Below are 21,839 nucleotides of genomic sequence, written 5' to 3'. Positions count from 1 at the left end.
GAGTTCGTCGTGTTGTTGAAATTTACCAAAATGCATGGGCTAGGAAATGATTTTGTCGTCGTTGATGCGGTGTCTCGTAAAGTGTTTTTTAATAAACAGCAAATCGAGCGATTAAGTAATCGAAACTGGGGGATTGGTTTTGATCAGCTTTTAGTGGTCGAGCCGCCAACGAATCCTGATATGGATTTTCGTTACCGCATTTATAATTCAGATGGTAGCGAAGTTGAGCACTGTGGAAATGGTGCTCGTTGCTTTGCTAAGTTTGTTTTAGATCGAGAATTAACGAATAAGCGTATTATTAATGTTGAAACAAAGCGCGGTGCCATTCAACTGCGTGTATTAGATGGTGGTTTGGTCACCGTCGATATGGGCGCGCCAAGCTTTGATCCAGTAGACCTACCTTTTACTGCAGAACCTCAGGATGGTCTTTACAGCATCATGGCTGGTGAGACTGAGTATTTAATGACACCAGTGTCTGTGGGAAATCCTCATGCCGTGATCAAAGTCGATCAGTTGATGGACGAAGAGGTTGCTAAAGCAGGAGCCTTGCTTGAATGTCATGAACGTTTCCCTCGAAATGTGAATGTTGGTTTTATGCAGGTTATTAGTTCTGATGAAATCAAGTTGCGTGTTTATGAGCGTGGCGTTGGGGAAACTCAGGCCTGTGGAACTGGAGCTTGTGCGGCCGTCGTTGCCGGTATTAAGCAGGGATGGTTGTCTCCTAAGGTGACAGCTCATTTACGTGGAGGTGATCTACATATTGAATGGCAAGGTGAAGGTCAGCCTATTCTTATGACGGGCCCTGCTGAAAAGGTGTTCGAAGGTCAAATTTACCTATAGAGGAATTATGAGCGAAGAAGAAGTTATTCAATATTTGTCAAAAACACCGGATTTTTTTGTTCGGAATACTGATTTGTTGGAGAGTCTGACGCTTCCTCATCCAGTTAATGGGAAGGTGGTTTCACTGCTTGAGTACCAAGTGCACTCGTTGCGGAAAACAACTGCGGATTATCGTGCAGAGTTTGATCGTTTGATAGAAGTAGCGCGTGATAATGAGTCAACTATGCAGAAAAGTCGTCGTCTAGTCTTAGCAGGTCTTACTTGCAGTTCTCTGGATGATCTTTCCGTTATTATCGATGATATGGTGAGAGATGATTTTGATGTTTCTTACCATGCTTTAGTTCTATATGGTGAATTTCCCGATAGTGCAGTTCGATCGCATGTCTTGGTGGAAGATGATGTGTTTTTGTCTCATGCTGCTGGTTTTACCGATTGTTTTTGTGGCATGTTACCTGCCAATGAAATGAGTTTTCTTTTTCCAGAGGATGCTTCTTCAATTCATTCTGTTGCTGTATTACCACTGCTTTCTAGAGAGGGTGGAGAGGTTAGAAAATGCGGTATTCTTGTATTAGGATCTGAAAATAAATCGGCTTTTGATAAAGAAAAAGGGGCCTTGTTTCTTCAATACATTGCTGATTTATTGAGTGCTATCTTGTTGAGGTTATTACCGTGAGTGTGCTGATTACTTTTGATCTTGATAATACTCTTTGGGATGTTGCTCCCGTAATTACGCGAGCAGAACACGCTATGGAGTCTTGGTTTGAGGAACGCTTCCCTAGCTTTTCTATTCAATACTCATTTCTTGTCCGAGAAGAGTTAAAAAACAGCGTCTTAGCGAAAAATCCAGAAATGGCTTTTAATTTGACTGCGGTTCGTTTGGCTGTGTACAAACTTGCGTTAAAGCAATTTGGATTGCCTTCAGAAGAGGCGGAATCTGTTGCGAGTGCTGCATTGGCACATTTTTGTGAGTGGAGACAAAAAGTGGATCTTTATCCGCATGTTGTCGATGTTTTGGAGACGCTGAGTCAAGACTATACTTTGGCTGTTATTACCAATGGTAATGCTGATGTATTTCATCCTTATGTCGGTCTAGGTCAATATTTTGATTTTGCCGTTCGAGCGGATCAGGTTGGTATCGCAAAACCAGCTATTGATGTATTTTCAATGGCTGCAAAGAACGCAGGAGTAGACGTTTCAGAACTTATCCATATTGGGGATCACCCTGTAGATGATGTGTTTGGTGCTTCTAATGCTGGCGCTAAAAGTGTTTGGTTTAATCGCCATGGCGCGCAGCGTTGGGGGGATGATTGGGGGGCTCGCTCTCATGCTGAAATACATTCATTGCTTGAATTGCCAACCGTTATTCGATCTTTAATGCTATAGCATTTTTCTATTGCTTTAATTAGATAGAACTCGTTTTTACCCTAATCATTTAGTGGTACACTAGCCGCATTCATTAGTTAAATATAGAATTTTGAGGAATTATTATGAGTGACAATACAATTCAAATCACTGATGCTCAATTTGCAGAAGAAGTGCTTAATTCAGAAATCCCTGTGATTGTTGATTTTTGGGCTCCATGGTGTGGACCTTGTAAAATGATTGCGCCTGTTTTGGAAGACGTTGCAGCTGAATATGCTGGTAAAGTGAAAGTCGTTAAACTTAACGTGGACGAAAACACAGAAACAGCGCCTAAGTACAATGTTCGCGGTATTCCTACTTTGCTTATCGTTAAAGGTGGCGAAGTGGTAGCAACTAAAGTGGGTGCAGTGTCTAAATCTCAATTGGTAGAATTTGTAAACAGCGCTATCTAATTTCTAATAGGGCCTTTGTCCTAGCTAGATAATTGTTACGTTTTCAAAAGCAGCTTGATGGCTAATGCTGTTCACTTAAGGGTTGATTTTAATTGAATAGCCTCAGAAAATCCGATTAAGTTTTCTTAATCGGATTTTTTTGTGTCTATTCAACAGTTACTTCTTAGTATCGATGAGCTCCACTCCTTCTCAGATCATTCAACTTTCACTCAGAATATTCCCATTGAGAGGATTGAGTCCGTATTAACCCTTTCCTCAAGCGCAAGCATCAGGCGACGACGCTTACCCGAAGACCAAGTGCTTTGGTTGGTACTAGGGATGGCTCTTTTTCGGGATGAAGCGATTGAAGAAGTGGCTAGGCGCTTAAATATCTGTTCAGAAGGATTAGCATCGGAGCAACTTCTTGCTAAGAGCGGCGTATCTCAAGCGAGACAGCGAATTGGCTCAGATCCTATGTAATGGTTTTTCCAGCGTACAGGTGAGCATTGGGCAAATGATCGATTTGCTCAAGATGATTGGAAAGGGCTGCAAGTATTTGCTATTGATGGTGTCGTTTTTCGGTAAGCGTGTGGTGAATCACACATGGGCAGCGTTAATTTGCATTTTATCTTAGCCAACGCTTGTATCTGACACATGATTGTAATAAATTAGAATCAGACAGAGGGTAAATGGATTTACCTGCGCCTCTAGGATGGAGGCTCTGTCTCTTTCAGGAAGGCTCAATGCTGCAAGGACGCAGCGGAAAAAGTTTTGTATTCCCCTTCTTAAAAACCTTTGATGTTCCAAGGCAATAAATTGTCTAGGTCGTCTCCTTCTTTACGCTTTGGCAGCTCTTCAAACAACCTTACTAAGTAATCGTGTGGGATCAGTCCGTTGGCTTTGGCGGTTTCTATGATGCTATAAAGCATGGCACTCGATTTTGCTCCATTACCTGTACTCGAAACAGCCAATTTTTGCGCCCAATAACGAAGGGCTTGATGGCGCGTTACGCTCTATTGTTATCGATGTTGACGCGATAGTCGGTCAAGTAAACGGTAAGTTTGTCCCATTGATTGAGATTGTAGTGGATGGCTTTGCCCAATAAGGGTTTAGGTGGCACTTGTTGAATCGATTTTTCGAACCAAGCTTTGTAGTTCGCTAGTACTTCGGGAGCTTGCTCCTGACGGATGTTAAAGGTGTCGGCCATTTCGATAGCGTACAGCTTTTTGATGTGATTGACCGCCATAGTCGCTTTTCCTGACTTGCCTTTCGGCATGCTTTTTTCCGCTTCAATAAACTTTCGGCGCGCGTGGGCCCAGCAACCAGCAAGCGTTGCCTTCGTCGATTCGTAGGCTTGGTAGCAATCAACATTCAGATACTCGTCGAAGCCTTGTAAAAAATCGACGGCACATTGCCCACTTCGTGTCGGTTGGTAATCGTATAAGACAATATTCGGGATCAGGTTGTGTTTGTCTGGGGCATCTTTACTTGTGAAATAGACCTACATGTAGCATTTTGAGCGGGCTTCTTTGATCACGTTAAGGGGTGGGAGGCATCGGCTTGGATTACGGGCTGTTTCAGTAGTTCTTGATGTAGTCGTTCATAAAGCGGCTGTAAGGCATCGGCACATTTTTTCATCCAATCCTTGGCAACATGAGCAAACTTTGTCTGACTCAGCGATATCCAATACAACCGTTTCGCGCGGTAGATTCTTTGGCAGGGGCTGACGCTTAGGTTTCTGACGCGTATAGGAGACTGTCTGCGTTTCAGTCTCTGTATCGATGACATCAGATTCGGCCGCCATTTCATCAAGCAACTCACCTTGACTTGGCGAGACGTCTGAGCTTTTGCCAAACTGCTTTTGCTGCGCTAAACGCCACTGTTCCAGAAGTAAGCTGATACTTGGATTGCCATTCGGCAAGCTGTGAATCTTTTTCATTCAGAAGACTGTCTTTTTTACCCAGTAGTTGCGCTTGCTCAAGCAGCAGTGATTTAAGCGCTTCAACGTCATTGGGCAAGTCTTCTGGAAGTGTTTTCATAGGATAGGATTATACCAACTAAACCATCTATTCGTCATGATATCGATACGTTAAATGCGGATGAGCTTCTTGGGAATGAAAAGGCAAGCCGTCCAACAACCAATTCAGTTGTCGATGGGATATGTGCAGTGACAACTGCTCATCATCAATGACCGGCCATTGGAATTGTCCTTTTCCCAGTCGCTTATAATGTAACCAAAAGCCATTATTAGACCACTGTAATATTTTGATCTTGTCACGCGCTCGCCCACAGAAAACAAACAATTTTTCGCTACAGGGTTCTTTTTCAAGATCGTAGGCGACAATATTACAAAGTCCATCAATGGCTTTACGCATGTCGGTAGGTCCACAAATAAGTATGACGTTGAGTTGAGATGTCGCAGTAAACATAAGTCTGTTGCTCCGGTTTAAAAGACAACAGACTTTAAGGCGTTTGGGAAAGATTAAAATGTGTGGTTTGCCGGACGCTTACGTTTTTCGCACCTCGATACGCCAGAATTACGAGAGTACTTCGGTAGTGCCAGCAATACAAGGGTCAAGCAAAGCGCCTATTCATTATTGCGCTGCATTGCTCTGATTAATACGCATTCAGACGTTATTTTAGATGCTCAGGTAGGCGTTTACTGCAAAGCTGAAACACCATTAGCGGAAGGCATGTTAGATAAGATTCCAGATCGCAGTATTATACTCTTAGAGCGAAATTTTTGGAGAGAAAGAAAGCGAGGTCTAGTCGGCCTCGCATGGTGAAGCAGTCAAAGACGAGATATCCGGTATCTCGTAATGCGGTTCCGCTTAAGTGAACAGCATTAACCAAAAGGTCGTTTTTTTTTGCTTTAAACTTGAAGTTAAAGGTTAGACGTGTAACTATTTTTTTATCGTGTTTTACAGTGTTTTTATTTTAGACAGAAACTATTTAGAGGGGCGGATTGTGGAGCAATTGGTAGAGAAGGGGATTTGCTTTCGTTTGGGTAGTGAGCGTTATGTACACCCCATTTCAACTGTTAAAGAAGTACTGAGCTATCAGTCTCCTGCTCCTATACCTGGTGCTGATGAAGGCGTTGAGGGGATGATTGATGTACGCGGTAATATGGTGACAGTACTGTATGGCAGTCATTTACTGAATTTAGACCCAGCTGAGTGTGAAGAAGAAGGTCATATTATTGTACTGGATTTACCCACGGGCTATTTTGGAATTCGAGTAGAGGCTGTGGAGCGTATTATGGATATTCCTGAAAACAATGATACCCATGGCCTTGAATATCGAGATCATGACTGTATTCATGGGACTATCCAGCAGGATAGCGATCTTTACATCTTAGTCGAGTTCAATGAGTTCTGCGCTGCCCTTGATTAGCCTAACGTTAGAACCAGCAAGCCTATGATTAACCATTGGCTTGCTGGTTCTAGTGAGAGCTACGCAATACGTCGATATTAAAGCTGTTTCGAGAAGATTTTTGAGTTGCGTTGGTAGTTGTACAAAGCCTGTTTTTGCGTTGGTAAACTTGCCAATGTTGTTTCGCTAAATCCTCGCTCAATAAACCAATGAGCTGTTCGTGTGGTTAATAAGAAAAGCATGGTTAGATTTTGACGTTTAGCGACTTGTTCTATGCCTTTTAGTAAGCGTTCACCACGATTAGAGCCTCTATAATCTGGCGATACTGCTAAACAGGCTAACTCCCCCGAATATTCTTGTTCAAATGGGTAAAGCGCTGCGCAGGCGACAATGGCGCCATCTCGTTCAATGACAATAAAGCGATCTATTTCGTTCTCTAATAGTTCGCGAGATCGTCTTACCAAGACACCTTTCTCTTCCAGTGGAGCTAGCAATGCCATCATACCGCCAACATCATCAATGTGAGCTGGGCGCAGTTGTTCATAGCTATCTTCATCAATCATGGTGCCTGAACCTTCACGGGTGAAGAGTTCTTGTAGTAAGCCGCCATTTTCATTGTATGAAATCAAATGTGCTCTCGGTACGCCTTTGCGAACAGCTTGCACGCAGGCATCTAACGCTGCGTGGGTAATGCTGGAGAGAGACTTTTCTTTCAGAATGGCTTCTGCGTCTTTGGTTAATAGCTCAGAATAAAGCTCACCATCGCTTTTAAAGACGCCTTCTTCTTCAGCGTAAACAATAAGCTTGTCAGCTTTTAGCTGGATGGCTGCTTGGATCGCTACGTCTTCACTTTTTAAGTTAAAGACTTCACCGGTTGGTGAAAAGCCAAGATGGGGCAAAAGCACCATGTTGTCATCTTCAAGCAGGCGAAAAATGGCTTCTGTGTCAATGCGGCGTACTTCACCTGTATGACCGTAATCAATGCCATCAACGACGCCTAGTGGTCTGGCGATAACGTAGTTACCACTACATACTTTAAGTCTTGCGCCATCCATTGGCGTATTTGATAGCCCCATAGACAGTTGGGCTTCCAGTTGAACACGCACTGCTGCAGAGGCTTGAATAATATCCAAAAGCTGATCTTGTGGTGTGACGCGGTAATCATCTTCAACACGACTGACTATTTGTTTGTTAGCTAATACGCGGCTTATTTGTGGACGTGCACCTTGAACTAAAACAAGTCGAATTCCCAATGAGTCCAGCAAGGCAAGATCGTGAATAATACTTGAAAAGTGAGCGCATTCGACGGCTTCACCTGGAATCAATATGACAAAGGTTTTTCCCCTATGGGCATTGATATAGGGGGAAGAATGGCGGAACCAGTCCACATAATTGAATTCTTCTGTCACGCTATTCCTCATTTTTTGGCTCGTTTAATTGAAGGCAAAAACGCTCGATTAGACCGCGAATTACCTCTTGCATAGGTTGAATTTGATTCAGTGCCATAAATTCATTTGGCTGATGGGCTTGATCGATAGAGCCCGGCCCTAAAATTAAGGTTTCCATTCCCATTTGATTTAGGAAGGAACCTTCCGTTGCAAACGCTACAGTACTTGCCTGACGATTGGTTAAGGTCTCGCAGGCTTTTATGATATCCGATTCGGTCGATGTATAAAAAGACGGAACATCAGGAAATAAACTATTTAACTGAATTTTTGTTCCCGTTTTTTCTTCGATGCGAGGCAATATCTCAGCAATCTCGGCCATTAATGCTTGATTGCTCATACCTGGTAGAGCCCGCAAATCAAATTCCAGTTCACAGCGCCCACAAATACGGTTTGGGTTGTCACCGCCATGGATACAGCCAAAGTTCATGGTTGGGTAATCAATCACAAAGCTCGCATCTCGATAGTTTGCTTTAAGTTGCTGGCGAAATAACATCAATTCTGACATGACATCATGCATGGCATCTAGGGCATTATTACCCAATGATGGGTTTGAAGAGTGGCCAGATTGGCCTGTTACTTGAATACGCTCCATCATGATGCCTTTGTGAGCATAAATAGGAGTTAAGGAGGTAGGCTCACCAATCAAGGCATATTGAGCTTTTAATGATCCTTGTTCAACCAAGGCTCTTGCGCCAGACATTGAGCTTTCTTCGTCCGCAGTGGCCAGAATAATCAGTGGCTGCTTTAAATTGGATAGCTGCATTTGTCGAACAGTATCGATCACAATGGCGAAGAAGCCTTTCATATCACAGCTGCCAAGGCCGTAAAGTTTTTGCTCTCTTTCTTCCAACTTGAACGGATCTGATTTCCAACGGCCTTTATCGTAAGGAACGGTATCCGTGTGGCCTGATAGCACCAAACCACCGTCGCCACTTCCTAGAGTCGCAATCAGATTGAATTTGTTGGGCTGGTCCGGCAAAGGCATAACTTCACATTGAAAGCCTTGGGAGCTAAGCCAACTTTCAAGCAATTGAATGACGCCTTTATTTGACTGATCCCAATGAGCTTGACTACAACTGATAGAAGGCGATGCAATTAATTGGGTCATCATACTAATGAGCGAAGGAAGTGCGGGCATATAAAGGAGTTCCTTGAATCCGAGTTATTAGCGAATATTACTACTGTACGCTAGGCATCTGGTACACTTGCTCGCACATTATTTTTTCTTTGCTGTTTGCTCAACAGCAAAGGTTTTAGAGGTTCGTATATTATGGCTACCGAGCTAGAGCTAAAGTTAATGCTTCAGTCGGAGTATCTCAAGTCCGCAAGTGATTTTCTTGATGGAATTTGTGCATCTTCTGATTCTGATGATCAATCTCGTCAACCTACATTGGCTTTGATGAATGCCTATTTTGATACGGAAGACGCTGAGCTGATGCAAGGCGGTATGGCGTTACGCATTCGCGCTGTCAATAATAAGTTTATTCAAACTGTAAAAACGCGAGGCAGCAACCGCATTGGTATGCATGCTCGTGGTGAATGGGAGTGGTTTGTCCCCAGCGACCAATTGGATTTGTCGTTATTAGGTGATGTGCCTTTACCGGAATCATTGCAAGGTATGACTTGGAGTAGCAAATTAATCGAAGTTTATCGTACTGACTTTGAGCGACAAGTTTGGAATATCCAATCCCAAGAAACCAAAATGGAAGTGGTTTGTGATCAAGGTCTGGTTACCTCTCCCTATGGCGAGGATGCCATTTGTGAGTTAGAGCTGGAACTAAAAGACGGTGATGAGGCTGGTTTGTACCAGTTTGCTTTGCAACTTGCAGAGCGAGTTCCTGTTCAGGTTAGTATTGTTTCCAAGGCGCAAAAAGGCGTGCGTTTAAAATACGGACAGATAGAGTTTCCTGAGAAGCCTGATAATACGTCAAATTCATTAGAGTTAGCCGCTTATTGGTACGAGGTATGGCTAGTCTATTGGGAAGCAATGTATTTCATGAAAGACGAAGCCCTAATGCAACCAGTGCGTCATTCCATGGCTCAATTACAAGCGTGTGTGCCATCAGCGTTAGCGCAAGAGCTCAATAGCTTAGACGCAAAGTTAGAGCAGCAATTAATTGTGGAAGACGATTTATTGTTGAAAAACTTAGCGGGTATGACTCAAATTGGCATGACTATGTTATTGGTTGGGCAATGGTTAAATAAACAAGTGTGATGGATTTTTTGACGGCGGTTGCTGTATGACATTACTGTATGAAAAATAAAAAGAAGATTTTGTAAGGAAGCCTTGTGACACCTCCGCATTTGAACCCGAACTACGCGATATTTTGTGAGCAATCCTCATCTCGTGCTTTGCTACTAGAGCACGTCCATGACGCCCGAGAAAGACACAGCCTTGAAGTATTAAGCCAAGAGCAAATTGACACGTTAGAGCCCTTGTGGATGTTGAGCGAGTATTTGCATCAGCAGTTTATACGATTTCCCCATTGGCTAGATGATTTGCTGGTGCTTAAAGCGCTACCAGAAAAACCATCTAAAGAAGCTTTGATGGCTGGCGAGGCTTTTTTTTCATGTGAAGCGAGCGCTTGCCCAACAAAATCATTAGAGCCATTGGATGAAGTGAGTTTTATTAAGCGTTTACGTTTATATCGACAATGGTGGATGGTGCGCTTGATTGCCTTTGATATTCAGCAGCGGCTTTCATTGACCGAGCTGACGTCGCGTTTAAGTGCTTTGGCTGATGCTTGTGTGAATGCCAGCCTGCAATGGACAACGCAGCACTACCTTGCTTTGTACGGTCAGGCATTGGATAGCAACAACCAACCTCAGTCAATGATTGTGATTGGCATGGGGAAGTTGGGGGGCAACGAGTTAAACCTGTCTTCCGATATCGATTTGATTTTCGCTTTTCGTGAGCACGGTGATACCCAAGGTGGAAAGAAAAGTCTGACACACCAAGAATACTTTACAAAGTTAGGGCAAAAACTGATTCAGCATTTGGATCAGGTTAACGCTGATGGTTTTGTTTTTCGAGTAGACATGCGCTTACGGCCGTTTGGCCAGTCCGGTGCTTTGGTTTTAAATATGGATTCTTTAGAGAACTATTACCAAGACCAAGGCAGAGATTGGGAGCGCTATGCCATGATCAAAGCCCGCGTTATGGCGGGTGATGCTTTGGATGTTCGTGAATTTGAAGCCTTGCGAAAACCCTTCGTCTATCGTAAATACCTTGATTTTGGTGCGATAGGTGCGCTGCGCGATCTAAAACAAATGATTGCCAAAGAAGTACGCCGCAAAGGAATAGAACACAATATAAAATTAGGCGAAGGTGGTATTCGTGAAGTAGAGTTTATTGCTCAAGCTTTACAGATTTTACACGGAGGCCGAGATCAAGGCTTGCAAACGCCAGCCTTACTGAAAGTATTGCCTTACCTTGCCCAGCAGGATTATTTACCTGTTGAAGAAATGGATCAATTACGTGAGGCGTATTTGCTTTTACGTCGTACCGAGCATGCGTTGCAATCTGTGAATGACGAACAAACCCAGCTATTGCCTGAAGGTGATAGAGCACGTACACGCATTGCCTTGATGGTCGGCTTTCCTTCCTGGGAAGCTTTGGATAAGCGGCTTTGGGAGGTCCGGAAAAATGTACATCGCTCTTTTGTGGCATTGATCGACGATGGTCATGAGAGCAGTGAGGAAGTTAAAAGTCAGGAAACATGGCGCTTGCTGATTAAGCATCCAGAAGACCGAGAGGCCATACAAGACGCGATAGAGTTGATTGCCTGGCAAGATCAAGAAGCGAGCATTTCACGAATTTCTCAATTGCTCAGTTCCCGTACCGTAGTATTTATGCAGCCGATAGGGCATGAACGACTGGCTGTGTTTTTAGCAGCTTTGATCACTAAATTAACAGACGAAGCTAATCCAGATCTCGTGTTAGAGCGCGTTTTCCCAATTCTCGAAGCGGTGTTGCGCCGTACTGCGTATTTGGTTTTGTTGTGTGAAAACCAAACCGCGCTGACGCATCTTATTCGTCTATGTCGTGAAAGTGTGTGGTTTACCGAGGCAATTTCAACGACACCTGCGTTGTTGGATGAACTACTAGACGCTAATACACTCTTTTCGCCACCGGATAAAACCATGCTGGCGGAAGAGTTGCGACTGATCTTATTGCGTTTGCCCGAAGATGATGAAGAAGCACAGATGGACGCAATGCGTCGTTTTAGGCGTTCTATCATTTTGCGTATTGCGGCCTGTGACATAACAGAAATACTACCTGTAATGAAAGTAAGTGATCACTTAACCTGGTTGGCGGAAGTGCTATTGGATCAGGTTTTGATGCAATCGTGGCAGTATTTAACCAAGAAACACGGCTTTCCAGTAAGCCAAGGGGAAGTGGCTTCCACGCCGCAGTTGGCGATTATTGGTTATGGGAAATCCGGTGGTTGGGAGCTTGGCTACGACTCAGACCTAGATCTGGTGTTTATCCATGATGCACAGGCAAATGGTAGTACAGACGGCGATCGCAGTATCGACAATCTCACTTTTTATACGCGTCTCGGCCAACGTTTAATTCACATGATAACCAGCTTTACCGCTGCTGGTCGCTTGTATGAAGTCGACATGCGTTTACGACCTTCAGGTAACTCTGGTTTGTTGGTTTCTAGTTTAGAAGCTTTTAAAGATTATCAACAAAAAGAAGCCTGGGTTTGGGAGCACCAAGCGTTGACGCGTTCCCGTGGATTGGCTGGAGAGGCTAATTTACTAATCAAATTCGAAGATTGTCGTAAAGAGATAATAGCTTCGGTTCGAGATCGAAGTGAACTTAAAGCAGAAGTGATTAAAATGCGTGAGAAAATGCGCGCTCATCTTGATACTGGCGGTAAAGAGAAAGGTTTTGACCTTAAACAAGGCGCTGGTGGCATTATTGATATTGAATTCATGGTGCAATATTTAGTATTGGCTTGGTCATGCAAATACCCGGAATTGATGCGATTTTCCGATAATGTGCGTCAGCTGGAGACGGCAGCCGAAGTTGGTTTAATTGGTGCTGAACAAGCTGAAAAAATGACCGATACTTACACGCTTTATCGGTCTCTGACTCACCGATTGAGCTTGCAGCAACAAGGCAGAGTCGTGCAAAAAGATACCTTGGTGGATAACCAAAACCTAGTGAGCCAGTATTGGGATAGCTTTGTTAATGATGGCAAAATCTAGGCGTTGTTTTTGTTTTAATTCGTTAGCTAAGCTTTACAAAAAGGTGTTCGTAAATTGATCAAAGTATCGCTATACTTAATTCATTGATGCCATTTTGAGCGAAAATTTTGTTTAATAGATAAACAGTGTAGCTCATTATTACAGGCTTATGATTGATAATTGATAGGAGGAAAAATGCCAAGCATTAATGGTGTGAGTAGTCCTGCGATGGATTATGCGAGCGAAGTCTACAGCGCTAACTTAGCCAAGACTGCCCAAGAGCAGCAAGGTCAGCAAAATCTTGAGCTATTGGCGGAAGCTGCAAAAAACGTGACGCCTGCGGCAAGCAGTGGATCACATACGACAACCGATAACCTAGGCCAGAATATCAACATTAACGTTTGACCTTATTGTTTAAGGTTGCAAAAAAAAACGAAAGCCCCGTCAGGTAAGCGGGGCTTTTTATTATGTAAATAGAACTGCAAGACGCTTAAATTCTACGTTCCGATAAAGTTTTGATCTTCTTCTGGTAGTGGTTGATTGTCGATAACCGCTTCAAAGGCTTTTAGACGCTTGTAGATAGAGAGTAGCTCTACAATAGTTGTCCAAGAGTTGACCAAGTATTGGAAGGAATTTTCTACTTGGTTGAACGCATTATTGATTTGTTGAAATATCCCAAAAGTGATGGCGCCAGCAACGATAGATGGACCGAGTGCTATTAATGGTACTAAAACACCTGCCTGAAGGTAACCGTAACGAACCACGTTAAAATATAAGTAGTTAAAGTAGAGAGTGAAGTAGTTTTTACGTACATAGCTAAACAGTTCTTTTAATGTCGCTGGCTCTGCTCTGTCTTCTCTATCTTCACCGTATACCAGTTCTTTTCGGTATGCCGCCTCAACTCGTTGATTTTTAAATTCCAAGCCAGGGAGCTTGATACCTGCTACCGCAAGAAGCACCGTCCCGATAATAGACCAAAATAATGCGGTAAAAACGAGTGCCTGTGGTACTTCACCGATAAAGGGAAGCTCTTTGACATAGGAAGAAAGTCCCCACAATACAGGTAAAAAAGCAAGCAAAGTCATAACTGAGCTTATTAAACGTACTCCAAGGCCTTCCATTATGCTGGCAAAGCGCATGGTGTCTTCTTGAATACGCTGTGATGCCCCTTCAATGTGCCTAACTTGTTGCCATTTCGAAGAGTAATATTCCGTCATAGAGGTTCTCCAGCGGAAGATATAATGGCTCACAAAGAAGTTTTTGAAAACTGCAAGGGTGATGCTGACGGCAGCAATCCCGGAGAAAGCATAAACTTGGGAGAAATATTCCTCCATAGTGATTGAGTTTGGCGTTGTTAAGGCCTTTTGAATTAGGTTATAAAAATCGCCATACCAACCATTCAGCATGACGCTAAGTTGTACGCTGAACCAAGTAGCAAAAATAATTAAGCCAGACCCCATCACTGACCATTTTGCCCATTTATGTCCACCGTAGACCATCCAGATCCCAATAAATAACCCATAACACACTGCTATGTATTGATAGAGCCATACGTTTAACGCTGTTTCTTGGGTGCTTTGAAAGGCGGCTTGGACGGCGGCATCAGCACCTTCGGCTAATGCTTCTGGAAAATGTACGCCGAATAAAGAGCCAAGGCTTAATACGCTGCCTAAATCTTGGAGTTCTAAATACCAGCCAATGACACATACAAGTGCCCAGATGACAAAACTGAGAAAAAAGAGCTTGGGTTTAGGAAAGAAAGATTGAAACACGTTGTTGTTTCTCTATGTTGGTTAATCGGTTTAGGTGAGTAAGCCATTGATATACGCAGGATTAGTTAATGGCGAATGATCGGAGCTTAAACCAGTGAGGTGATAATGACAATCAAATGCCGATACTGGAATCAGCAAAAAAGGCGATAATTCATTAATTAATTAATGAGTCATTTTAATTATAATAAGACACTATATTACAAGCTTAAGATAATAGGGAGGTTATATGACACAAGTTGAGGTGTATTTAGTCCGAGCCTTTTCTATTGCTGGAAAAGGTGGAAACTTAGCCGGCGTGGTTTTAAACGCGGATATGCTAACGGATTTGCAAAAGCAGTCTATTGCTAAGCAAGTCGGTGTGTCAGAAACCGCTTTTGTTGGCCAAAGCGATAAAGCTGATTTTCAGGTGTCTTTCTTTACTCCAACTGTAGAAGTCGATTTCTGCGGCCATGCGACTCTGAGTGTGTTTTGGTTGTTGCATCATTTACAGTGTATTTCGGCTGGTAGTTATAGGCAAGAAACGAAATCGGGTGTGTTAGCCGTCGACGTGGCATTAAACGGTGATGTCTTAATGAGTCAAAGTTTACCAACTTGGTTTGCCGAACATGGTGCTCAAGAGGTCGCACCTATGTTAGGTATTCAACCATTACTGATTACTCAAACAGGTTTGCCTATTCAAGCTATTTCTACTGGCTTGACTGATCTGATGGTTCCTGTTCCTTATGGCGTGCTGGATTGCCTTGAAATTGATAATGATGCGATAACGCATTTTTGTCAGCAGCATCAATATGTCGGATTTCACGTATTTGAAATGAACCCATCAGAAGCACTTTATACGGCAAGTTGTCGAAATTTTGCCCCTGCAGTGGGCATTCCTGAAGAATCGGCTACCGGCAGTTCGAGTGGCGCGCTTGTCTGTTATTTGCATCGTCATTTTGGTTATCAGCAGGCTATTTTTGAACAAGGACGGGCAATGGGAATGCCATCGCGACTAGTGACTCAATTAACAACAGAAAATGAGTTGATAACTCAGGTTCAAGTTGGAGGAGAAGGGGTGCTTGATAAAGTGTTTTCTATTAATTTTTGAGGCATAAAAAAATCGGACCTAAGTCCGATTTTTAAATATTTCATTTAGTACTGAATGACTTAAGCTGCTTTGTTGTTTGCCACTACTGTTGCGATGGCTTTATCAAGTCGAGAAAGTCCTTCGGCAATGTCTTGCTCTGGAATGATCAAAGACGGAGCTAAACGTAATACGTTTGGACCAGCGACTAGGGCAAATAAGCCTTCTTCTGCTGCGGCTTTAATAATCTCACCGGCTTTACCTGTCAGGCTATCCACCATTTCGGCACCGATTAGTAGTCCCATGCCACGAATGTCTTTAAAGACATGGTATTTTTCGTTAATGGCTTTTAGTCCTTCAACAAAAAGGTCATGACGCTTTTCAACACCGCCGAGTACTTCAGGGGTATCTATAATATCAATGACCGCTTCAGCGATGGCACAAGCCATTGGGTTGCCACCATAGGTGCTGCCATGAGTGCCAAAAGCTAAGCTTTTTGCTGCTTTTTCTGTGGCTAACATGGCGCCAACAGGGAAGCCGTTACCCAATGCTTTTGCGGTTGTTAACACATCTGGTTTTACGCCAAGTTGTTCGTAAGCGTATAGGGTGCCTGTACGGCCTACACCAGATTGGACTTCGTCATAAACCAGCAATGCATTGTATTGATCACACAATTCACGTACTTGCTTAGCAAATTCAACGTCAGCAGGGATGATTCCGCCTTCACCTTGAATTGGCTCCATAACAACGGCACAAGTTTTATCGCTAATAATCGCTTTAAGTTGCTCAATATCATTGTAGTCACAATGTTTGATACCACCTGGCGTCGGCTCAAAACCTTCTTTGTATTTTGCTTGTCCGCCTACAGAAACGGTAAACAAGGTACGACCATGGAAAGATTTATAAAAGGCGATAATTTCGTGCTTTTCTGGGCCAAAATTATCAAACGCGTAACGACGAGCGAGTTTAAAAGCCGCTTCGTTGGCTTCTGCGCCACTGTTTGCAAAGAAGACTCGGTCAGCAAAGGTTTTTTCAGTCAATTTTTTAGCCAATCGTAGCGCTGGTTCGTTAGTCATAACATTGGATAAATGCCAAAGTTGTCCAGCTTGCTCGCGCATAACATCGACTAGAGTCGGATGTGAATGACCCAATGCAGTAACGGCAATGCCGCCTGCAAAATCGATGTATTCTTTGCCTTCTTTGTCCCATATGCGAGAGCCTTCGCCACGCACTGGAATAATCGCAGAAGGTGCATAGTTAGGCGTCATTACTTCGTCAAAAGTTGCTCTCGTTACTTGTTGCGTCACTTTTCTATCCATCCTAAAAAAAGACCTCTTAAAAATAGGTGGCCGCAATGGCGGCCACCAGTTGGTTTATATCAGATTTCTCAACTCACGAATAGCGACAGTTACCATAGCAAGTGTTAATTCGCTTTCGGCTTTTATTTCACTAAAAGTCGCACGGTAATGCTTGATGCTGTCGTTATTTGATTCGCGCCAGTGACTCAAACGTTGTTCCAGTTTCTTGATGTCGACACTGGATTGAATGACTTCTTGGGTGAGGGTTCTTAAGCTATTATCCACTTCGTCGCCTAGACCCGCTTTTGCACGACGCTGCCACATATCGTCAGCGGATAGTTCACTGACTTTATGACGCAACCAATGCAACTCTAGATCCATTTCAAGGGCGAAATAGGTTTGAGCAACATCCAGTACTTCGGTATCGGTATTTGCCGCTACGCGAATAATGTCTAATCCGTAGAATAGGTAATGTAGAGACGATAGTCTTTCCGCTACCTCTGCAGGGATGTTTTGCTCAACCAGGTTGGCAGCAATATCGGCCAGATGCGCTTGACTGGACTCAGTCAAAATTGCCTGCATATTGGCTCTAATCACTTCGACACCTGGTTTATAAGTGTCCTTCAAGCGCTGAATAGACAAACTTTCGCGAGTGTTGCGCAATAGCCAAAGGGTTGCTCGCTCCAGAAGTCCTTGAATACGAATCAGCAAACTATTTAAAACCGTGTTAGAGACGGTAAAGTCTAGTTCGTTGATTGCATCCCAAAGTGCTGGAATACCAAAAATGTCTTCCGCTGCCATGTAAGCACGCACGACATTCAAAGAAGTCGCACCAGTTTCTTCTTGCATGTAAGTGCTGAACGTTGGCCCCATGCGGTTGCCTAGATTGTTTGTCACATGTCCTGCGATGATTTCTTGAATCAACGGATGTGACGCCATTTGGCCGCCGAAGTGCTTGGTTAGCTGGGTTGGGAAGTATTCATTGATTTGAGTGGTCAAATCGACGTCTTCGCCAATACCGTCTTCTACTAATTGCTCAGACAGTTTGATTTTTGAATAAGCTAGAAGGACAGAAATTTCTGGACGCGCTAAGCCTAAACCTTTGTTTAAGCGTTTTTTGATTTGTGTATCGCTTGGCAAGTACTCGATTTCACGATTCAAACGACCTTCACGGACAAGAGATTGAATCAAACGCCAATGATCTGTTAAACGTTCTGGTGCTTGTGCATTTGCCAAAGACAACACATGACTTTGGCCACGGTTGTGGCGTAAAACCAATTTACCCACTTCGTCGGTCATTTCTGCAAGTAAGCTATTACGTTGCTTCTCGGTCAGGTCACCGTTCTCGACCACGCGGTTAAGTAAGATCTTAATGTTTACTTCGTGATCGGAGCTGTCTACACCCGCAGAGTTATCTATCGCATCAGTGCTGATTAAACCGCCTTTTTGAGCGAATTCAATACGACCGAGCTGTGTTAAACCTAGGTTGCCTCCTTCACCAACGATTTTGCAACGTAGCTCTTTACCATTTACGCGTAATCCGTTGTTAGCGCTGTCGCCTGCATCGGCATGGGACTCGCCTTCGGATTTAACGTAGGTGCCGATACCGCCGTTCCAAAGTAGGTCTACTGGTGCTTTCAGAATGGCGTTGATCAAATCAGTTGGCGCCATGGATTTGATATTACCCTCGATGCCCAAGGCTTTGCGAATATCCGCATTGATCGGTATGGATTTCGCAGAGCGATTGAAAATGCCGCCGCCTTTAGAAATAAGCTCTTTGTTGTAATCTTCCCAGGAGGAGCGAGGCAGTTTGAACATACGCTCACGTTCGACAAAAGATGTTGCTGCATCTGGCGTTGGGTCGATAAAGATATGCATGTGGTTAAATGCCGCGATAAGGCACGTATGCTTCGATAACAGCATACCGTTACCAAAGACGTCACCTGCCATGTCACCGACGCCAACTGCGGTAAAGTCTGTGGTTTGGCAATCAATGCCGATTTCTTTAAATTGGCGTTTAACCGATTCCCAAGCGCCGCGAGCCGTGATGCCCATTTTCTTATGGTCGTAACCGTTAGACCCGCCAGAAGCAAAGGCATCGCCTAACCAGAAACCATATTTCGCAGAAATACTGTTTGCTAAGTCAGAGAAGGTGGCGGTTCCTTTATCGGCTGCGACGACTAAGTACGGGTCGTCTTCGTCGTAACGAAGTACGGATAGTGGAGGAACCACTTGGTTTTGCACTAGGTTGTCAGTAATGTCTAGCAAACCGCTAATGAAAGTGGTGTAGCAGTGGATAACTTCTGCTTGTACTTCTTCGCGAGAGGCGTTCTTTTTAAGCTGTTTGGCAACGAAACCACCTTTTGCACCAGATGGTACGATAACGGCGTTTTTCACCATTTGTGCTTTTACTAGGCCAAGTACTTCAGTACGGAAATCTTCCATTCGGTCAGACCAGCGCAAGCCACCACGAGCGACTTTACCGCCACGCATGTGAATACCTTCTACCCAAGGTGCATAAACGAATATTTCGAACTTCGGTCTTGGTAGTGGTACGGCTGGAATTTGAGAAGGGTCCAGTTTGAAAGAAACGTAGTCTTTTACTTCGCCTTCAGCCCCTGCTTGGTAGAAGTTTGTGCGCAGCATGGCTTGAATCACAGAAAGGTAGTGTTTCAGAATGCGGTCTTCATCCAAGTTGGCAACTTGGTCCAATTCTAGATCGATTTTCTCAAGTAGCTTTTGTACTTTTTCATCTCGTTTTGCTTCTTGGCTCGGGTCGAAGCGCTGTTCGAATAGTTGAACCAATAGGCGAGCGATGCCAGCATTTTTCTCTAAGGTTTGTTGCATGTATTGCAAAGAGAAAGGGATTTGTAGTTGCATCAAGTACTTGGTCAGCGCTCGTAACATGGTCACTTGACGCCATGTCAAGGAAGCGCTTAGCACCAAGGCGTTGAAACGGTCATTTTCAACGCGGCGGCTGAATACTTGGCTGAAGGCATCTTGAAAGGCTTCACGCTGAGAGTTTTTCTCAAGGTTGATATCCGCGTCTACACTGATGGCAAATTCAACCACCCAAGTGTTCGCCGTGCCATCACCATTTTGATCTAACTCGTATGGACGAGCCTCTAGTACACGTAGCCCCATGTATTCCAAAATTGGTAGTACGTCTGACAAAATTAGCGTTGTACCAGCGCCATATACTTTGAAGAAGTAATTGTTTTTGGTTTGTCCAACCTGGCGGTAGATGTGAGTTGAGATATCGCCTTCACCAGCCAGTTGATTTAAACGTTCAATGTCTAAAACGGCCGCATTAGGTGAGAAGTCCTCACGGTAAGCCGCTGGTAGATAAGGGACGTAATCATTGAACATTTGATTGCCACTTTCTTCGCCATGGCTCTTGTGAAGTGCACTTAAGAGTTTGTCTTCCCATGAGCTCATTGCATCCTGCATTTTGCGTTGGATGTCTTCTGCGTCGATAGTTGGGCTTTGTTTCGGGTCGGCAATTTGAATGGTGAAGTTAACACGAGCTAAAACAAGCTGTGAGAATTGCACATTAAATTCAGAGCTAGTGCCGTTACATGCGCTCATTAAGATGTCTTGCATCTTCATGCGCAATTCTGTGTTGTAGCGATCGCGAGGCACGTAAACTAAGGCGTTTAGGAATCGACCATAAATGTCTTTGCGTAGGAATACGCGCAACTGACGACGCTCTTGAATCGCTAGAATACTTTCGATGGTGCTAAAAAGTTCATCAACAGGCGCTTGTAACATCTCATCGCGTGGGTAGCTGTTTAAGATGTGCTTAAGGTTTTTGCCTTTATGGCTATTTGGGTCCACATTGGCTTTTTCTACAATGACATTCAATTTCTTGCGCAATAGTGGAATGTCTTGCAAGCGAGCAATATAAGCAGCTGAAGAGTACAGGCCAAAGAAACGCCATTCGCCAATCACATTGCCTTTTTTATCGAAACGTTTTACGCCAAGGTAGTCAAGGTGGACAGGGCGGTGAACGGTAGAAACCGCGGTTGATTTGGTCAACACAAGAATGTTGTTGCTATCAACGGCCAATTTGGCAAGGTTGTCTCGTAAAACAATGTCGCGTTTTACTTTCTTGTCGTTGATGTCTCGGAACGTACCCAGACCTGAGCCTTCAACCAATTTAAGGTGTGTTTCGTCTCCTTCCACTGAAAGATCGTAAGCGCGGAAACCGATAAAGGTGAAATGGTCATTGGCAACCCAGCGCAAGAAATCCAGAATTTCTTGATGTTCTTCGTTCTTTTTCAGGTGTGCAAGTTGTTCAGATTCACTAATAATATCGCTTAACTTAGCCTTCATTGTTGGCCAATCAGCGACGGTTTTCTTCACATCGACTAAGCTCTTAAGTAGCTCTTCTTTAATCTCATCAAGCAAGTTGATATCAGACAAACGGTCGATTTCAAAGCGCATCATGGCTTCGTGTGATGTTGAAGACGGGTTGATGCCTTGTAACTCGCCTTTTTTGTTACGGTCGACTGGAACCACAGGGTGCGCAGTCAAATGAATAGTGTGGCCAAGACGAACCAGAGCCATATTGAAAGATGAAACAAGGAAGGGCATGTCATCCGTTAGGATTTCGATAACGGTATGAGTCGATTGCCAGCTATGTTCTTCGTAGTTCGGATTGTAGACACGAACTTTAGGTTGGTTTACTGGGCGTTGTTGGATGAAATCCCATAGACAAAGAATGGTGCCATATAGGTTTTCGATAGATTCATTGGCCAAATCTTCCGTTAAAGAGTCCTGGAAGTAGAGGTGGGTAAGTTGAATCAAGTTGTTCGCTTCTGCTGTGCTAAAGTTTTCGTTTATTTCTACTTCAACACGTTCGATCAATTCATTTTTTTTGTAATCAGTCATTAGAACTCATCCCTCATGAGTGGTGTTCTTAATAAAACTAGTAGTTAATGCAATTTTGCGAAAGTATTCAGTTTGGACTCTGGATATGATTATTATGAAAATTTCACTCCTTTCATAGTTACTAACTTATCAAATTGCGACATATTGTTGCGATGTCTGGT

Annotated in this window: 20 protein-coding genes and 1 pseudogene; 11 read left to right on the top strand and 10 right to left on the bottom strand. The window is 43.7% G+C overall.

Going from position 1 to position 21,839, the window contains the following annotated elements; all coding sequences use genetic code 11:
• Positions 1-9 precede the first annotated feature (9 nt).
• The 5 genes and pseudogenes from dapF to AC2A4J_RS13715 form a co-directional block, all read left to right on the top strand.
• On the top strand, positions 10-840 hold the full coding sequence (gene dapF / locus AC2A4J_RS13735) for a diaminopimelate epimerase (RefSeq protein ID WP_484176430.1): 831 nt from the start codon (positions 10-12) through the stop codon (positions 838-840).
• Positions 841-847: 7 nt separating this feature from the next.
• The gene (locus tag AC2A4J_RS13730; protein WP_484176429.1) at positions 848-1,513 is read left to right on the top strand and encodes a DUF484 family protein; all 666 of its coding nucleotides are present in this window, start codon (positions 848-850) and stop codon (positions 1,511-1,513) included.
• Positions 1,510-2,223: an HAD family hydrolase gene (locus AC2A4J_RS13725; protein ID WP_484176428.1), complete on the top strand. Its 714-nt coding sequence runs from the start codon at positions 1,510-1,512 to the stop codon at positions 2,221-2,223. Before AC2A4J_RS13730 ends, AC2A4J_RS13725 begins: the two co-directional genes overlap by 4 nt.
• A 104-nt stretch (positions 2,224-2,327) precedes the next feature.
• Positions 2,328-2,654: a thioredoxin TrxA gene (trxA, locus tag AC2A4J_RS13720; RefSeq protein ID WP_255828157.1), complete on the top strand. Its 327-nt coding sequence runs from the start codon at positions 2,328-2,330 to the stop codon at positions 2,652-2,654.
• Positions 2,655-2,801: 147 nt separating this feature from the next.
• Positions 2,802-3,215, top strand: a pseudogene (locus AC2A4J_RS13715) (transposase domain-containing protein); the annotation flags it as partial.
• Between the two features lie 203 nt (positions 3,216-3,418).
• Here AC2A4J_RS13715 and AC2A4J_RS13710 read toward each other — a convergent pair.
• The 5 genes from AC2A4J_RS13710 to tnpB form a co-directional block, all read right to left on the bottom strand.
• Positions 3,419-3,604: a transposase domain-containing protein gene (locus tag AC2A4J_RS13710; RefSeq protein WP_484176427.1), complete on the bottom strand. Its 186-nt coding sequence runs from the start codon at positions 3,602-3,604 to the stop codon at positions 3,419-3,421.
• A gap of 35 nt (positions 3,605-3,639) precedes the next feature.
• On the bottom strand, positions 3,640-4,095 hold the full coding sequence (locus AC2A4J_RS13705) for an IS66 family transposase (protein WP_484176459.1): 456 nt from the start codon (positions 4,093-4,095) through the stop codon (positions 3,640-3,642).
• 71 nt (positions 4,096-4,166) lie between these two features.
• Positions 4,167-4,271 (bottom strand): hypothetical protein, encoded by a 105-nt coding sequence (locus AC2A4J_RS13700; protein WP_484176426.1) that lies wholly within the window; start codon positions 4,269-4,271, stop codon positions 4,167-4,169.
• Positions 4,234-4,572 (bottom strand): transposase domain-containing protein, encoded by a 339-nt coding sequence (locus AC2A4J_RS13695; RefSeq protein ID WP_484176425.1) that lies wholly within the window; start codon positions 4,570-4,572, stop codon positions 4,234-4,236. Before AC2A4J_RS13695 ends, AC2A4J_RS13700 begins: the two co-directional genes overlap by 38 nt.
• Positions 4,573-4,699: 127 nt before the next feature.
• Positions 4,700-5,062, bottom strand: a complete 363-nt coding sequence (gene tnpB / locus AC2A4J_RS13690; protein ID WP_484176424.1) for an IS66 family insertion sequence element accessory protein TnpB — start codon at positions 5,060-5,062, stop codon at positions 4,700-4,702.
• Between the two features lie 60 nt (positions 5,063-5,122).
• On the opposite strand from tnpB, the gene AC2A4J_RS13685 reads away from it, so the two are divergent.
• Both AC2A4J_RS13685 and AC2A4J_RS13680 read left to right on the top strand, forming a co-directional pair.
• On the top strand, positions 5,123-5,419 hold the full coding sequence (locus AC2A4J_RS13685; protein ID WP_484176423.1) for a hypothetical protein: 297 nt from the start codon (positions 5,123-5,125) through the stop codon (positions 5,417-5,419).
• A 181-nt stretch (positions 5,420-5,600) separates the two neighbouring features.
• Complete coding sequence (locus AC2A4J_RS13680; RefSeq protein ID WP_484176422.1) at positions 5,601-6,026, top strand: chemotaxis protein CheW; 426 nt, start codon at positions 5,601-5,603, stop codon at positions 6,024-6,026.
• Between the two features lie 77 nt (positions 6,027-6,103).
• Here AC2A4J_RS13680 and argA read toward each other — a convergent pair whose 3' ends face one another.
• Complete coding sequence (gene argA / locus AC2A4J_RS13675; RefSeq protein WP_255828159.1) at positions 6,104-7,426, bottom strand: amino-acid N-acetyltransferase; 1,323 nt, start codon at positions 7,424-7,426, stop codon at positions 6,104-6,106.
• Positions 7,416-8,591 (bottom strand): acetylornithine deacetylase, encoded by a 1,176-nt coding sequence (gene argE / locus AC2A4J_RS13670; RefSeq protein WP_484176421.1) that lies wholly within the window; start codon positions 8,589-8,591, stop codon positions 7,416-7,418. Before argE ends, argA begins: the two co-directional genes overlap by 11 nt.
• A gap of 132 nt (positions 8,592-8,723) precedes the next feature.
• On the opposite strand from argE, the gene AC2A4J_RS13665 reads away from it, so the two are divergent.
• The 3 genes from AC2A4J_RS13665 (at position 8,724) to AC2A4J_RS13655 (ending at position 13,057) form a co-directional block, all read left to right on the top strand.
• On the top strand, positions 8,724-9,668 hold the full coding sequence (locus AC2A4J_RS13665) for a CYTH domain-containing protein (RefSeq protein ID WP_484176420.1): 945 nt from the start codon (positions 8,724-8,726) through the stop codon (positions 9,666-9,668).
• 74 nt (positions 9,669-9,742) lie between these two features.
• Positions 9,743-12,673: a bifunctional [glutamate--ammonia ligase]-adenylyl-L-tyrosine phosphorylase/[glutamate--ammonia-ligase] adenylyltransferase gene (glnE, locus tag AC2A4J_RS13660; RefSeq protein ID WP_484176419.1), complete on the top strand. Its 2,931-nt coding sequence runs from the start codon at positions 9,743-9,745 to the stop codon at positions 12,671-12,673.
• A 174-nt stretch (positions 12,674-12,847) separates the two neighbouring features.
• Positions 12,848-13,057, top strand: a complete 210-nt coding sequence (locus AC2A4J_RS13655) for a hypothetical protein (protein ID WP_113916976.1) — start codon at positions 12,848-12,850, stop codon at positions 13,055-13,057.
• Between the two features lie 92 nt (positions 13,058-13,149).
• Here AC2A4J_RS13655 and sbmA read toward each other — a convergent pair whose 3' ends face one another.
• Entirely contained in the window at positions 13,150-14,424 is a 1,275-nt protein-coding gene (gene sbmA, locus AC2A4J_RS13650; RefSeq protein WP_484176418.1) for a peptide antibiotic transporter SbmA, read from the bottom strand.
• Between the two features lie 226 nt (positions 14,425-14,650).
• On the opposite strand from sbmA, the gene AC2A4J_RS13645 reads away from it, so the two are divergent.
• Complete coding sequence (locus tag AC2A4J_RS13645) at positions 14,651-15,511, top strand: PhzF family phenazine biosynthesis protein (protein WP_484176417.1); 861 nt, start codon at positions 14,651-14,653, stop codon at positions 15,509-15,511.
• Positions 15,512-15,570: 59 nt separating this feature from the next.
• On the opposite strand, the gene AC2A4J_RS13640 is transcribed toward AC2A4J_RS13645, so the two are convergent.
• Together AC2A4J_RS13640 and AC2A4J_RS13635 are read right to left on the bottom strand one after the other, a co-directional pair.
• Complete coding sequence (locus AC2A4J_RS13640; RefSeq protein ID WP_484176416.1) at positions 15,571-16,806, bottom strand: aspartate aminotransferase family protein; 1,236 nt, start codon at positions 16,804-16,806, stop codon at positions 15,571-15,573.
• Between the two features lie 54 nt (positions 16,807-16,860).
• Positions 16,861-21,678, bottom strand: a complete 4,818-nt coding sequence (locus AC2A4J_RS13635; protein WP_484176415.1) for an NAD-glutamate dehydrogenase — start codon at positions 21,676-21,678, stop codon at positions 16,861-16,863.
• Positions 21,679-21,839: the final 161 nt, after the last annotated feature.

The organism is Marinomonas sp. ATLA20 (assembly GCF_057180105.1).
Note: the sequence above shows the minus strand (reverse complement) of the source record. Positions and strands in the feature narration are given on the sequence as shown.